12 protein-coding genes and 1 pseudogene are annotated in these 14,114 nt (G+C 75.0%); 4 read left to right on the top strand and 9 right to left on the bottom strand.

The annotated features are described in order from the left end of the window. Window positions 1–24 precede the first annotated feature (24 nt). Both ectA and OIE75_RS08610 read right to left on the bottom strand, forming a co-directional pair. Window positions 25–537, bottom strand: coding sequence for a diaminobutyrate acetyltransferase (gene ectA, locus OIE75_RS08615; RefSeq protein WP_307011072.1), 513 nt, complete (start codon window positions 535–537; stop codon window positions 25–27). Window positions 538–867: 330 nt separating this feature from the next. Further along, window positions 868–1,995: a pyridoxal-phosphate-dependent aminotransferase family protein gene (locus OIE75_RS08610; protein WP_307011071.1), complete on the bottom strand. Its 1,128-nt coding sequence runs from the start codon at window positions 1,993–1,995 to the stop codon at window positions 868–870. Between the two features lie 178 nt (window positions 1,996–2,173). Here OIE75_RS08610 and OIE75_RS08605 point away from each other — a divergent pair, with 178 nt between their 5' ends. From OIE75_RS08605 to OIE75_RS08595, 3 genes are all read left to right on the top strand, one after another. Continuing rightward, window positions 2,174–2,701, top strand: a complete 528-nt coding sequence (locus OIE75_RS08605) for a hypothetical protein (RefSeq protein WP_329470217.1) — start codon at window positions 2,174–2,176, stop codon at window positions 2,699–2,701. A gap of 9 nt (window positions 2,702–2,710) precedes the next feature. After that, window positions 2,711–3,802: an amidohydrolase family protein gene (locus OIE75_RS08600; RefSeq protein ID WP_329470216.1), complete on the top strand. Its 1,092-nt coding sequence runs from the start codon at window positions 2,711–2,713 to the stop codon at window positions 3,800–3,802. A 186-nt stretch (window positions 3,803–3,988) separates the two neighbouring features. Next, window positions 3,989–4,945 carry an SCO1860 family LAETG-anchored protein gene (locus OIE75_RS08595; protein WP_329470215.1) on the top strand — a complete coding sequence of 319 codons (957 nt, stop codon included), beginning with the start codon at window positions 3,989–3,991 and terminating at the stop codon, window positions 4,943–4,945. Between the two features lie 196 nt (window positions 4,946–5,141). Here the strand turns inward: OIE75_RS08595 and cobC are convergent, their stop codons facing one another. Then, complete coding sequence (gene cobC, locus OIE75_RS08590) at window positions 5,142–6,230, bottom strand: Rv2231c family pyridoxal phosphate-dependent protein CobC (protein WP_329470214.1); 1,089 nt, start codon at window positions 6,228–6,230, stop codon at window positions 5,142–5,144. 22 nt (window positions 6,231–6,252) lie between these two features. Beyond that, window positions 6,253–6,717, bottom strand: a pseudogene (locus tag OIE75_RS08585) (cobalamin biosynthesis protein); the annotation flags it as partial. A gap of 71 nt (window positions 6,718–6,788) precedes the next feature. Between OIE75_RS08585 and OIE75_RS08580 the strand changes: the two are divergent. After that, entirely contained in the window at window positions 6,789–7,517 is a 729-nt protein-coding gene (locus OIE75_RS08580; protein WP_307011060.1) for a ZIP family metal transporter, read from the top strand. Window positions 7,518–7,528: 11 nt separating this feature from the next. On the opposite strand, the gene OIE75_RS08575 is transcribed toward OIE75_RS08580, so the two are convergent. The 5 genes from OIE75_RS08575 to OIE75_RS08555 all read right to left on the bottom strand — a co-directional run bounded on the left by OIE75_RS08575 (window position 7,529) and on the right by OIE75_RS08555 (window position 14,084). Further along, complete coding sequence (locus OIE75_RS08575) at window positions 7,529–8,899, bottom strand: cobyrinate a,c-diamide synthase (RefSeq protein WP_329470212.1); 1,371 nt, start codon at window positions 8,897–8,899, stop codon at window positions 7,529–7,531. Next, complete coding sequence (gene cobO, locus OIE75_RS08570) at window positions 8,893–9,492, bottom strand: cob(I)yrinic acid a,c-diamide adenosyltransferase (RefSeq protein ID WP_122614793.1); 600 nt, start codon at window positions 9,490–9,492, stop codon at window positions 8,893–8,895. The genes OIE75_RS08575 and cobO overlap by 7 nt, the downstream gene beginning before the upstream one ends. Next, the gene (locus tag OIE75_RS08565) at window positions 9,492–11,522 is read right to left on the bottom strand and encodes a putative cobaltochelatase (RefSeq protein WP_307011057.1); all 2,031 of its coding nucleotides are present in this window, start codon (window positions 11,520–11,522) and stop codon (window positions 9,492–9,494) included. Before OIE75_RS08565 ends, cobO begins: the two co-directional genes overlap by 1 nt. 67 nt (window positions 11,523–11,589) lie before the next feature. Next, window positions 11,590–13,122 (bottom strand): cobyric acid synthase, encoded by a 1,533-nt coding sequence (locus tag OIE75_RS08560; protein ID WP_307011055.1) that lies wholly within the window; start codon window positions 13,120–13,122, stop codon window positions 11,590–11,592. Further along, window positions 13,119–14,084: a cobalamin biosynthesis protein gene (locus tag OIE75_RS08555; protein WP_307011054.1), complete on the bottom strand. Its 966-nt coding sequence runs from the start codon at window positions 14,082–14,084 to the stop codon at window positions 13,119–13,121. Before OIE75_RS08555 ends, OIE75_RS08560 begins: the two co-directional genes overlap by 4 nt. Window positions 14,085–14,114 lie beyond the last annotated feature (30 nt).

Here is a 14,114-nt window from a genome sequence, read left to right as displayed (position 1 = left end):
CAGGCCGTCCGGGCGTCCGGCGGGTCAGCCGGCTGCGGTCAGGGGACCGATGCGGTACAGGACCTCGGGCTCGTGCGGCCCGTCCGGGAAGAGGTCCGTGTCGAACAGCACCTCGCGATCGAGCCGGGCACCGTGCCGCTCGGCGAACGAGGTGAACAACCGCTGGGACGCGGTGTTGTCGGGGGAGATGGTGGTCTCCAAGGTCGTCGTCGCGCACTCCGCGACAGTGCGGGCGACCAGCCCGTCGAGCAGTGAAGCCGCGAGCCTGCGTCCACGGTACGCCTCGTCCACGGCCACCTGCCACACCAGCAGCGTGTCCGGCCGGTCGGGCCGGATGTAGCCGGTGACGAAGCCGACCGGCACCCCGTGCCCGTCGCGAGCAACGGCCGAGGTGGCGGCGAAGTCCCGGCACCAGAGCAGGTAGCTGTACGACGAGTTCAGGTCGAGGGTCTTGGAATCCTTGGCTATCCGCCACAGGGCGGCGCCGTCGGCCACTCTCGGACGATCGATTTGCAGGTCTGCTTGCGCGGCAGTCATGCAAATTGAATTTACCGAGGGAATTTCGAAATTGCATCGCCGGATGGGGTTACGGATCGCTGCCTCGTGTGTTATCACGCGGGCGCGTACCTCCGCGCGAGCGGACGGCAACTTGTCATAATTTGACCCGGGCAAACGTCGCGAAGCGGACAGCATGTGTATCGGGTCACAATCTCGTAACCCATGCGCGACGTGTCCGAAATGTGTGGCTCCGCGTTCGCGGAATCTTTGTGTTTAGGTCAAGAGAAAGCGGGCAGAAGAATACGGGATCCTGTGCTGGACGGGAATTCCTCTATTGTGTAAGTGCGGGATAAGGGAATTCCCTTGAATTCATGCTCCGGAAAGGCCGGCCCGGACCGGCCGCTCCCAGGCGTCCCCGGCGGCCCGCCGGGCGCCCTCCGGATCGGCCTTCCGCCCCGTCTCCGTCAGCGCGGCACCCAGTGCCGTCAGACAGCCCTGTACGGCCATGAGCGTCGCGTCCGGACCGTAGTGGTTGACCCGGACCATCTCGCCGGCCAGCGCGCCCCCGCCCGCGGCCAGCGGCAGCGCGGGGTCGGCCGCCAGGGCCCGGGCCACCAGGGCGGACGCGTCGACGTCCGACGGCGTCCGCAGGGTCGTGGCGACCGGCGCCGCCTCCTTCGCCTCGTACACGTACGGCTCCAGGCCGCCCAGCGCGAGGGCGCCGGCCCGGGTGGCCGCCGCGGCCGCCGCGTGCCGCGCCATCACCGTCTCGGGGCCCTCCGCCTCGATGCGCTCCACGCAGGCCTCCAGCGCGAGCATCTCCAGCTGGGCCGGCGCGTGCAGCAGCGCCCTGCGGCCGCCGTCGATCCAGCGCTCCTTCCAGTCCAGCAGCGAGAGGTACGACCGGCGCGGTGCCGCCGGGTTCGCCGCCATGCGCGCCCACGCCCGCTCGCTGACCGACACCGCCGAGACTCCGGCCGGACCGCCCATCGCCTTCTGCGCGCCGATCACGCACAGGTCCACGCCCCATGCGTCCGGCAGCACCGGCTCGGCGCCCACGGAGGCCACGGCGTCCAGGTAGAACAGCGCGCCCTGCGCCCGGACGGCCTCGCCGATCTCCGCGACCGGGTTGGTGTTGCCGGTCGCCGCCTCGGCGTGCACCAGCGACACGAAGTCGATCTCCGGGTGCTCCGCGAAGGCCCCGCGGACCTGCTCGGCGGAGACGGCCGTGTGGAACGGCACGGCGAGGTCGTGCACGGTCGCGCCGCAGTCCCGCAGCCAGTTCCCGAAGGTCTGCCCGTACGGCCCGGTGACGATGTTGAGCGCGACGGTGCCCGGCCCCGCGGCGGCACGGATCGCGCCCTCCAGCGGCAGCAGCGCCTCGCCCTGCATGACCACGACGTCCTGCGCGGTCCCGAGCAGACGCGCGACCCGGTCCTCGATCGCGGCGAAGCGACCGGCGGTCAGCGGGGGGAGGTCCAGGAGCGGGTGGGTCACGTCGGGCTCTCTTCGGTACGGGCAGGTGTACGGAACGTACGAGTCGAGAGTAACCATGACCTCTGCCACCACTCGCCACCGAGTCCATCCGTTGCGACACCCCCACGCCCGGAATTGTGGCTTCCGCTACAGCGGTGGGCGCCTGCGGGCTGATGAACTCCCCTCTGTGTTCGCTGTCTTGATACTTCTCCTCGTCGCGGGGGCCACAGCCGTCGTCCTCGGCCGGGCCGCCCGGAACGGGGCGCGCCGTGAGGGCCGGGCGCCCGCCGCGCCACCGGCCGCCGCGTCCCCGGCCGCCGGTGCGCCGTTCCGGGTGCTCGCCGGGTGCGCCGCCGCCGGGGCGGTCCTGCTGTACGCCTGGGGCGCGCTGTGTGTGGCCTTCGCGGTCATGGAGGCGGAGGACGGCGGCACCGGCTCCGCACCACTGCGGCCCTGCCGCACGGGCGAACACCCGGAGCTGTCGGCGCGCATCGTCGACTACTCGGTCTCCTGGCTGCCCCTCGGCTTCCGCTGCGAGACCGCCGACGGCGACGGATACGCCTCCGACGACGTCCCCGGCTACGTCAACCCGGGCACCGCCGTCCTCGCCCTGACCGCCGCGGGGAGCGCCGTCGCGGCCGGGTACGCGACCGAACTGCGGGCCCGGGCCGCAGCGCGGAACGGTGGCGACGACCGGCCTTCCGGACACCCCCGGGGCCCGGTTTAGGGTGCGGGCATGAGCGATCGCGCGGTGCTGCACGTCAAGGGTCGGGTGCTCGTCGGACCGGACGAGGTCCGCGACGAGGTGTGGGTGATCGACGGCCGGGTCTCCTACGACCGGCCCGCCGGCGCCGCCGACGTCCGCACCGTCGAGGGCTGGGCGCTGCCCGGCCTGGTCGACGCGCACTGCCACGTCGGCCTCGACCAGCACGGCGCCGTCCCCGAGGACGTGGCCGAGAAGCAGGCGCTGACCGACCGGGACGCGGGCACGCTGCTCATCCGCGACGCGGGCTCACCGTCCGACACCCGCTGGATCGACGACCGCGAGGACCTCCCGAAGATCGTCCGGGCGGGCCGGCACATCGCCCGCACCCGCCGCTACATCCGCAACTACGCCTGGGAGGTCGAGCCGGACGACCTCGTCGCCTACGTCGCCCAGGAGGCCCGCCGCGGCGACGGCTGGGTGAAGCTGGTCGGCGACTGGATCGACCGCGACCTCGGCGACCTGTCGGCCTGCTGGCCGCGCGGCGCCGTGGAGGCGGCGATCGCGGAGGCCCACCGCCTCGGCGCCCGCGTCACCGCGCACTGCTTCGCCGAGGACTCCCTGCGCGACCTGGTCGAGGCCGGCATCGACTGCATCGAGCACGCCACGGGCCTCACGGACGACACGATCCCGCTCTTCGCCGAACGGGGCGTCGCCATCGTGCCGACCCTCGTCAACATCGCCACCTTCCCCGCCCTCGCCGACGGCGGCGAGTCCCGCTTCCCGCGCTGGTCGGCCCACATGCGCCGACTGCACGAACGCCGCTACGACACCGTGCGCAGCGCCTACGACGCCGGTGTCCCCGTCTTCGTCGGCACCGACGCGGGCGGCTCCCTGGCCCACGGCCTGGCCGCGGCGGAGGTCGGCGAGCTGGTCACCGCCGGCATTCCGCCCCTGGAGGCCCTCGCCGCGACCACCTGGGCCGCGCGGAGCTGGCTCGGGCGCCCCGGCCTGGACGAGGGGGCGCCGGCGGACCTGGTGGTGTACGACGAGGATCCGCGCGCCGACGTGCGCGTGCTCGCCGCTCCGCGCCGGGTGGTGCTGAACGGGCGGGTCGTCGGTTAGCCGACGGGAGTGACAGCGGCGAACACCCGTGCCGGAGGATTCGAAAGGGTTCGCCAAAACTCCACGAAGGGGTGAAGTGACCCTGGATCGCTGACGGTTCGGCGTGCGCGGGGACATTCTTTCCGGGTCCCAAGCATGTCGCTCATGCGTGTCCCGCACGCATGTCTCACTGGGGGTCCCACCACCTTGAACGGCAACACCTTCCGCATGCCCGCACGCCGCCTCGCCACCGTCGCGGCGGCCACGGTCCTGACCGCCGGTCCCGCGGCCCTGGCCGGCGCGGGCGCCGCCCACGCGACCGGTGACCACGGCCGCGCGAGCGCCACCGTGCTGCGCACCGGGCTCGACGTCTCCCTGCTCAACAAGACCGTGAACGTCCCGCTCGCGGTCACCCTCAACGAGGTGCAGGCCCCCGCGAGCGCCGAGAAGACCGCGCTGACCGCCCGGCTGGACGGCGTCGACGGCGGCAAGCCCTTCAGCGTCCTGCGCGCCGACGTGGCCGAGGCCGGGGCGACCGCGGACGCCGGGAAGAGCGAGGGCCGTACCAAGCTCGCCAAGGCGCGGCTCCACGTCCCCGGGCTGCCGCTGCTGTCGGTGATCGAGGTCGAGCAGGTCACCTCCAGGGCGACCTGCGAGGCCGGGAAGAAGCCGGCCGCCGAGGCCAACCTGCTGGGCGCCGTGACGGTCCTCGGCAAGAAGGTCACGCTGACCACGGCCGGGACGACGGACGTGAAGGTGCCCGGCGTCGGCGAGGTGCGGCTCGACCTGTCGAAGACCGAGACCACCTCCCGTACGGCCGCCGCCACCGCGCTCGAACTGAAGGTGTCCGTCAACCCGCTCGACCTGAACGTCGCCGAGGTGCACGGCACCGTCACCCTCGCGAAGGCGGCCTGCGAGGCACCGACGGCGCCCGCGGACGAGGCCGAGCAGCCCCCGGTGAAGGCCGAGGAGCCCGCGGCCGACCAGGAGGCCGAGCCCGCCGCCGAACCGGAGGCCGACGCCAGGCCCCAGGGCGCCCGCGCCGAGGCCGGCCTCGCCGAGACGGGCGGCAGCTCCGCGACCCCGTACGTCGCGGCCGGCGCCGCGGCCCTGGTCCTGGCGGGCGGCGGAGCGCTGGTCCTGGCCAGGCGCGGGCGCGGCTGACGCGTCAGGGGGACGGCGGCACATGCGGCGACCGGCGTGCCCCGGCCGCCGCAGACCCCGCCGGGGCGGGCCCCGGGGGCGCGTGCGGGGGAGGGGGCCCGTCGGCGCGCGTCCCGCCGGGTCGAGCCCCGTGAGGGCGGGTCCGCTCCCGCGCCTCGCGGCCGGGGCCGTCACCTCGGGCCGGGCGGCGGTGGCGTCAGGCCGGGGCCAGCATCGCCCGCTCCAGCGCCCGCAGGAACCTGTCCGACGTGGCACGGTCCCGGACCGCGAGGCGTAGCCATTCCTCGTCCAGGCCGGGGAACGTGTCCCCGCGCCGTACCGCGAACCCGAGGCCGCGCAGCCGGTGGCGTACCGCGGCGGCGTGGGGGAGACGGACGAGGACGAAGGGGCCCTCGGCGGGCTCGACGACCCGCAGACCGGCCCCGGCGAACTCCCCGAGCCCGGCGACCAGATGGGCCCGGTCCGCGGCGACGCGGTGGGCGGCGTGGGCGGCCTCCGCCAGCGCCCGCGGCGCCACACACGCCTCGGCCGCCGCCAGCGCGGGCGTGGACACCGGCCACAGCGGCTGCGCCCGCTCCAGCTCGGCCACCGTCTCGGGCGCCGCCAGGACGTAGCCGATGCGCAGCCCCGCCAGACCCCACGTCTTGGTCAGGCTGCGCAGGACGACCAGCCCGGGCACGTCGACGCGCCCCGCCAGCGCCTCCCGCTCGCCCGGCACCGCGTCCATGAACGCCTCGTCCACGACCAGGGTCCGCCCGGGACGGGCCAGCCCCGCGAGCACGCCCGCGGGGTGCAGGACCGACGTCGGGTTGGTCGGGTTGCCGACCACCACCAGGTCGGCGTCCTCCGGGACGGCCGCCGGATCGAGGCGGAAACCGTCCGCGGCCCGCAGCAGCACCCGGTCGACCGTGTGACCGGCGTCCCGCAGCGCCGCCTCCGGCTCCGTGAACTGGGGGTGCACCACGACCGGCCGCCGCACCTTCAGCGCCCGCGCCAGCAGCACGAAGGCCTCCGCGGCCCCCGCCGTCAGCAGCACCCGCTCCACCGGCAGCCCGTGCCGGTCCGCCACCGCGGCCCGCGCCGCCCGCCCGTCGGGGTAGGCGGCCAGCGAGCCCAGCGAGGCGGCCACGTGCTCGCGCAGCCACACCGGGGGCGTGTCCGCGCGGACGTTCACCGCGAGGTCCACCAGCGCCGAGCCGTCGTCGCGTACCTCGGCGTCCCCGTGGTGCCGCAGGTCGTGGCCCCGGGTTCCCGGCTCAGCGCGCATGGGAGTGTGCGTGTCCATGTGCGTGATGGTGCCGCACCCCGTCCTCCGCCCCGGCGCCCGGGTCCGCCGTCCCGCGTCCGGACCGGCGTACCACCGCGCAGGTCGCCCGTGCCGGACGCGCCGCCGATCTGCGCTTGGGCACGAGGAGCGCTCCGCCACCCGCCAGCGCCGCCGCCTCGGCGACCGACGCGGTGCCCACGGCCGCCAACGCGGCACCGGAGGGATGGGGCACCCCGACCGCCGCCAGTTCCGCGGCGCTGTAGGTCACCAGCGGCACGCCCAGCCGCTCGGCGGCCACGGCGATCCCGGGCTCCGCTGCCTTCCTGTCGAGGGTGGCCAGCTCCGTGACCGACGCGGCCGTCAGCCCCGCCTCGCCCAGCGCCAGCGCCACCAGCGCGAGCACCTCGTCGACCGGCACGCCCCGGGACGCGCCGACGCCGACGACGACCGACGACGCGGGCCGCACCGCACGTCCGGGCACGGAATCCGCTTCCGTCCCGCTCATCCTGCGCATATTTACCGCCGTTGCCGCTGTCGTGCGCGCGCGAACGCGCCCTGATCGGATAGCAAGGGCCCATGGCGGTCTTCGTCGCGCTCGGCGCGTTCCTGATGACGCTGGCCGGCGGCTGGACGGCACAGCGCGTGACCGACCGGCGCCACCTGGTCCTGGGGCTGGCCGGCGGCCTGATGCTGGGCGTCGTCGGCCTCGACCTGCTGCCCGAGGCACTGGAGGCGGCCGGCGACGAGGTGTTCGGCGTACCCGAGGCGCTGCTGCTCTTCGTCGCCGGCTTCCTCCTCGCGCACCTGGTGGAACGCCTGCTGGCCGCCCGCCGCGCCGCGCACGGCGCCGACGAGCACGCGCAGCGCTCGCCCGAGGTGGGCCTCACGGCGGCCGCCGCGATGGTCGGGCACAGCGCGATGGACGGCGTGGCGATCGGCGCCGCCTTCCAGGTGGGCGGCGGCATGGGCGCGGCGGTGGCGATGGCGGTGATCGCCCACGACTTCGCGGACGGCTTCAACACCTACACGCTGACCAGCCTGTACGGGAACGCCCGCCGCCGCGCGATCGCGATGCTGGTCGCCGACGCCCTGGCACCCGTGGCCGGCGCGGCCTCCACCCTGCTCTTCACGATCCCGGAGGGCGTGCTCGGTGCGTATCTCGGCCTGTTCGGCGGCGTACTGCTCTACCTCGCCGCCGCCGAGATCCTGCCCGAGGCCCACCACGAGCACCCGGCCCGCTCGACCCTGCTGTGCACCGTTGCCGGCGCGGCCTTCATCTGGCTGGTGGTCGGCATCGCGGAGTGAGCGGCCGCCGTTCACGACGCCCGGCACCTCTCCACGAACCGACGGGCGACCGACGGCTCCGCCGCCCAGTGCGTGTGCAGGTAACTCGCGTGCACGCCACCCTCGACGAACCCTTCGACGCGCCGTTCCGGCGTCCGCATCCCCCACGCCGGCGTCGCCCCGGCCCCCGGCTCCACGACGGTCCGGTGGAACTCGTGCCCCCGCATCCGCGTCCCCGCCACGGCCAGCGGACTGTCGGTCAGCGCCACGCAGTCCCGGTACCCGAGGGTGAGCCGCCCCGACATCCGCGCGGAGGCGTCCAGCACCCCGCACATGGGCAGCCCGTCCAGCTCCCGGCCCAGGTACAGCAGTCCCGCACACTCCGCCGCGACGGGCGCACCCCCGCGCGCCAGCTCGGCGACGGACTTCCGCAGCCCCTCGTTGGCCGACAACTCGGAGACGTACACCTCGGGGAACCCGCCCCCGATCACCAGCCCCCGCGTCCCCTCCGGCAACTCCTCGTCCCGCAACGGATCGAAGACGGCGACTTCCGCCCCCGCCGCCGCGAGCAGTTCGGCATGCTCGGCATAGGAAAAGGTGAACGCGGCCCCGCCCGCGACAGCGACCCGGGCGTTCTCCAGCCGCGGCGGGGGCGAGGAACGAACCACCGCACCCGCGTCCCAAGCCGCACCGGACAATTCCCCGGCCCTCCGGGCCAACGCCACCAGCCCCTCCAGGTCACACCCCTCGGAGACCAACGCCGCCATCGCCCCGACGGCGTCGACCGCGGCCGAGCCCCGCTCGGCGACCGGCACCAGCCCCAGATGCCGCGACGGCGTCTCCACCGGCGCGGCCCGCCGCAACGCCCCCAGCACCGGCACCCCGACGGAGTCCAACGCCTCCCGCAGCATCACCTCGTGCCGGTCCGACCCGACCTTGTTCAGGATCACGCCCCCGACCCGCACGTCCGGATCGAAGGACACGAACCCGTGCACCAGTGCCGCCACCGACCGAGACTGCGCCGACGCGTCCACGACCAGCACCACGGGCGCCCGCAGCAGCTTGGCCACGTGTGCGGTGGAGGCGAGTTCGCCTTCCCCGGCCGCCCCGTCGTACAGCCCCATCACGCCCTCGATCACGGCGATGTCGCAGCCGCGAGCCCCGTGCAGGAACAGCGGCTCCACCAGCTCGGGCCCGCACAGGTAGGCGTCGAGGTTGCGCCCCGTCCGCCCGGTGGCCAGCGCGTGGTACCCCGGGTCGATGTAGTCGGGCCCGACCTTGTGCGGGGACACGGCCAGCCCCCGCGCGGCGAGCGCGGCCATCAGCCCGGTGGCCACGGTGGTCTTGCCGCTGCCCGAGGAGGGCGCGGCCACGACCAGTCTGGGGACGGAGGCCGTCACCACTCGATGCCCCTCTGCCCCTTCTGGCCGGTGTCCATCGGGTGCTTGACCTTGGACATGTCCGTGACCAGGTCGGCGAAGTCCACCAGCTGCTGCGGCGCGTTCCGCCCGGTGATCACGACGTGCTGGGTGCCGGGCCGGTCGCGCAGCACGGACACGACCTCGTCGGTGTCGATCCACCCCCAGTGCAGCGGGTAGGCGAACTCGTCCAGCACGTACAGCTTGTACGTCTCGGCGGCGAGGTCGCGCTTGACCTGCTCCCAGCCCTCCCGGGCCTTCTCCTCGTTGTCCTGCTGCTGGTCGCGCTGGACCCAGGACCACCCCTCGCCCATCTTGTGCCAGTCGACGGTGCCGCCCTCACCGGATGCGCCGAGCACCCGCAGGGCGTTCTCCTCGCCGACCTTCCACTTGGCCGACTTGACGAACTGGAACACCCCGACGGGCCATCCCTGGTTCCAGGCGCGCAGCGCCAGCCCGAAGGCGGCGGTGGACTTGCCCTTCCCGATCCCGGTGTGCACGAAGACCAGCGGCCGGTTGCGCCGCTGTCGGGTCGTCAGTCCGTCGTCCGGTACGACACTCGGCTGTCCCTTGGGCACTACGCGGCCCTCCTTGTTCCGGTATCCCGCACATCCTTGACCAGCCCCGCGATCGAGTCCGCCCGCAACTCGTCGAGGGTCACCGCCGTACCGCCCAGCTCCCCCGCGAGCTGCCCGGCGAGCCCCAGCCGGATCGGCCCCGACTCGCAGTCCACGACCACGGAGGCGGTGCCCTCGGCCGCGAACAGCCGCGCCGCGCGTCCCGCCAGCGCCACCGGCTCCACACCCCCGGTGGCCCGCCCGTCCGTCACCAGCACGACCAGCGCCCGGCGTGCCGGGTCCCGCAGCCGCTCCACCCGCAGCACCTCGTGCGCCTTGAGCAGCCCGGCCGCGAGCGGCGTGCGGCCGCCGGTCGGCAGCGACTCCAGCCGGGCCGCCGCCGCGTCCACCGACGACGTCGGCGGCAGCGCCACGTCGGCGGCCGAACCCCGGAAGGTCACCAGACCCACCTTGTCCCGCCGCTGGTAGGCGTCCAGCAGCAGCGACAGCACGGCGCCCTTCACGGCGCTCATCCGCTGCCGCGCCGCCATCGATCCGGAGGCGTCGACGACGAACAGCACGAGGTTGCCCTCGCGCCCCTCGCGGGTCGCCTGCCGCAGGTCGTCCCGGCGTACCACCAGACCGCGCCCCGCCCGGCCGCGCTCCCGCTGGTGCGGAGCCGCCGCCTGAACGGTCGCCGCCAGGTGAAGCTTGGTCAGCGCCCCGCGCGGCCTGCGGGCGCCGGTGGTCCGCCCGTGCTCGGTCCGGGCCCGGGAGCGCCGCCCGGCGGCCCCCTCGCCGAGTCCGGGCACGCTCAGCACCTTGGTTCGGAACGGCTCGGCGGCCCGTACGGCGGACCGCTCCCCGGCGCCGCCCCCGGCGGGTGCCGGCCCGGGTTCGTCACCGGTACCGGCCTCGGGCGGGACACCCGTGTCGTCCGCACCGCCCTGCGGCCCCTCCTCGGGCGGACGTCCACCACCGCCACCGGGACCGTCGGGACCGGGGTCCGGGTCCGGATCGGGGTCGTCCTCGCCCTGGTCGCCGAACTCCTCCAGCGTCTCGTCGAGCTTGTCCTCGTCGAGGCCGGGCGCGTCGAAGGGGTTGCGCCGCCGCCGGTGCGGCAGTGCCAGCAGCGCCGCCTGGCGGACGTCCTCCGCCAGGACGTCGGTCCGCCCGGCCCAGGCCGCCAGCGCGGTCGCGGTCCGGGCCATCACGATGTCGGCCCGCATGCCGTCCACCTCGAAGGCGGCGCAGGTCGCCGCGATCTGCCGCAGCGCCGCGTCGCCCAGCGTCACCGACGGCAGCAGCTCCCGGGCCGCCACGATCCGCGCCCGTACGGCGGCCTCCTCGTCCGCCCAGCGGGCCACGAAACCGGCCGGGTCGTCGTCGTGCGCGAGCCGGCGCCGTACGACCTCCACCCGCTGGTCGGGCTCGCGCGAGGCGGAGACCTCCACCGTCAGCCCGAACCGGTCCAGCAACTGCGGGCGCAGCTCGCCCTCTTCGGGGTTCATGGTGCCGACCAGCAGGAACTTCGAGGCGTGCCGCACCGACACGCCCTCGCGCTCGACGTACGAGGCGCCCATCGCGGCGGCGTCGAGGAGCAGGTCCACCAGGTGGTCGTGGAGGAGGTTGACCTCGTCCACGTACAGGATCCCGCGGTGCGCGGCGGCCAGCAGCCCGGGCTCGAAGGCCTTCACGCCCTCCGCGAGCGCCCGCTCGATGTCGAGGGCGCCGACGAGCCGGTCCTCGGAGGCGCCGACGGGCAGTTCGACCATCCGCGAGGGACGCTCGGTGGCCGTCCCGGGCTCGTGCGGACCGTCGGGGCAGCCCGGGTCGGGCGACCCCGGGGAGCAGGAGAAGCGGCAGCCCGGGACCACCGCCACGGCCGGCAGCAGCGCCGAGAGCGCGCGGACGGCCGTCGACTTGGCGGTGCCCTTCTCGCCGCGCACCAGCACGCCGCCGACGGCCGGGGAGACGGCGTTCAGCAGCAGCGCGAGGCGCAGGTCGTCCTGGCCGACGACGGCCGTGAACGGGAACGGGGTACTGGTCACTTGTTGTCGTCCTCCACGTCGCGCGAGTCGCGCTCGTCGTGTGCGTCGCGTTCGGGTTCCCTCGGGCTCATGCGGGCGCCCCCGGTGGCACGAAGGGCAGAGCGGGCGGCGCGCCGGACTCGATGAGCCGCCACAGCGCGTCGGTGTCCGCGTGCTGTTCGATCAGGTCGCCGAGCCGGTCGAGCTGCTCCTCGCGCAGCGTGGCGAACGAGGTGTCGGGGGCCGGCACGAACCGGCGGCCCGCGGCGGCGGCCACCTCGCGCAGGAACGCCCGCCGGAAGCCGTCCGACTCCAGCGAGCCGTGCCAGTGCGTGCCCCAGGTCTGACCGACCCGGCAGCCGTCCAGGCTGTGTCCGTTGTCATCAGAGATGAACGTGTTGCCGCCCAGGACTTCGGCGACACCGTGGTGGATCTCGTACCCCTCGACGCGTTCGCCCAGGGCCTCGCCCACCGGGCGCGTCAGGGTCTTCTCGCGGGCGAACCGCACCCGCACGGGCAGCAGTCCGAGCCCGTCGACGTGCCCGGCGCGCGACTCGACGTCGTCCTCGATGTGCTCGCCGAGGAGCTGGAACCCGCCGCACACGCCGAGCACGGGCCGGCCCTCGGCCACCCGGCGCGCGATGCCCTCCGCCAGCCCCCGCTCGCGCAGCCACTCCAGCGCCCGGACCGTCCCTCGCGTCCCCGGCACGATCACCAGGTCGGCGTCGGCCAGTTCCTCGGGCCGGTCCACGAACCGCACCACCACGCCCGGTTCGGCGGCCAGCGCGTCCACGTCCGTGAAGTTGGACATCAGCGGGACCGCGCAGACGGCGACCCGCAGCACGTCCTCGCCGACCGGCGGCGCGACCACCGACTCCCGCACCGTGCCGCGCAGCGACACCCGCAGCCCGTCCTCCTCGTCGATGCCGAGCCCGTGCCGGAAGGGCAGCACCCCGTACGTCCGCCGCCCGGTCAGCCCGTGCAGCATGTCGAGGCCGGGCTCCAGGAGCGACACGTCGCCGCGGAACTTGTTGACGAGGAACCCGGCGACCAGTGCCTGGTCCTCGGGCGAGAGCAGCGCCACCGTGCCGAAGAAGGAGGCGAAGACGCCCCCGCGGTCGATGTCGCCGACGATCAGCACGGGCAGCCCGGCGCCCCGCGCGATCCCCATGTTCACGATGTCGGTGCGGCGCAGGTTGATCTCGGCCGGGCTGCCCGCGCCCTCGCAGATCACCGCGTCGTAGGTGCCGCGCAGCTCGGCCAGCGAGTCGAGCACCGTGCCGAGGAGCCGCTCCTGCCGCCCGCCGTGGTAGCCGCGGGCGGTCATCTCGCCGACGGGCCTGCCGAGCAGCACCACCTGGCTGCTGCGGTCACCGCCGGGCTTGAGCAGCACCGGGTTCATCAGCGCGGTCGGCTCCACCCGGCAGGCCTGGGCCTGCATGGCCTGCGCCCGCCCGATCTCCGCGCCCTCGCGCGTCACGAAGGAGTTGAGCGACATGTTCTGCGCCTTGAAGGGCGCGACCTTCACGCCCTGGCGCACCAGCCAGCGGCAGATCCCCGCCGTGACGACGCTCTTGCCGGCGTCGGAGGTGGTGCCGGCGACGAGGAGTCCACCGTTCATGACGTACGTCCCTTCCTGACGGCCCCGCGCACCAGCAGCCGGGCGCCCGCGCACACGCCGAGCGCCAGCCAGCCCACGCGCCGGGAGAGCCGTGCGGCCCGTTCGATGTCGCCGGAACCGGCCCGGACGGCGCGCCCCGCCGCCCCGTTGAGCACGGGCCGGTGCTCGACCCGCCCGCCGTAGGAGAGCGTCCCGCCGAGCCGCACCCCGAGGGCGCCCGCGAAAGACGCCTCCACGGGACCGGCGTTGGGGCTCGGGTGGAGTCCGGCGTCCGCGCGCCAGGCCCGTACGGCGCCCCGCGGATCGCCGCCGGCCACGGTGGTCAGCAGGGCGGTCAGCCGGGCGCCCGGCCAGCCCGCGAGGTCGTCGAGGCGGGCCGAGGCCCAGCCGTACCGCCGGTAGCGGGGCGACTTGTGGCCGACCATGGCGTCCAGGGTGTTCACCGCCCGGAAGCCGAGCAGCCCCGGCACTCCGCCGACGGCACCCCACACCAGGGCGCCCACCACGGCGTCCGAGGTGTTCTCGGCGACCGACTCCACGACCGCCCGCGCGATCCCGTCGGCGTCCAGCGACTGCGGGTCCCGCCCGCACAGGTGCGGCAGCCGCGCCCGGGCCGCCTCGACGTCCCCGGCCTCCAGGGCCCGGCCGATGAAGAGCGCCTCGCGCGCCAGCGACGTACCGCCGACCACGGCCCAGGTGGCCGCGCCGGTCAGCGCGACCGAGGCGGCGGGGGAGCGGCGTACGGCGCGCGCGGCGGCCGAGCCCAGGGCGGTGGCGCCGCCGGCGCACACCAGGGTGTGCAGCGCGCCCCAGCCCCGGTGGTCACGCCACAGCACCCGTTCCACGGCACCGGCGGCGCGGCCGAACGCGGCGACCGGATGTCCGCGGCGCGGGTCGCCGAGGAGGAGGTCACCGAGCAGACCGGCGGCGGCGCCGTACGCGAAGACGCGTCCGGCACGCACGGGTTCAGCCGGTCACACGGGCAGGGGAGC

The sequence above is a fragment of the Streptomyces sp. NBC_01723 genome, from assembly GCF_036246005.1.
Lineage (GTDB): Bacteria > Actinomycetota > Actinomycetes > Streptomycetales > Streptomycetaceae > Streptomyces.
The sequence above is the reverse complement of the archived record's forward strand: the minus strand, read 5'-3'. Positions and strand labels throughout refer to the sequence as shown.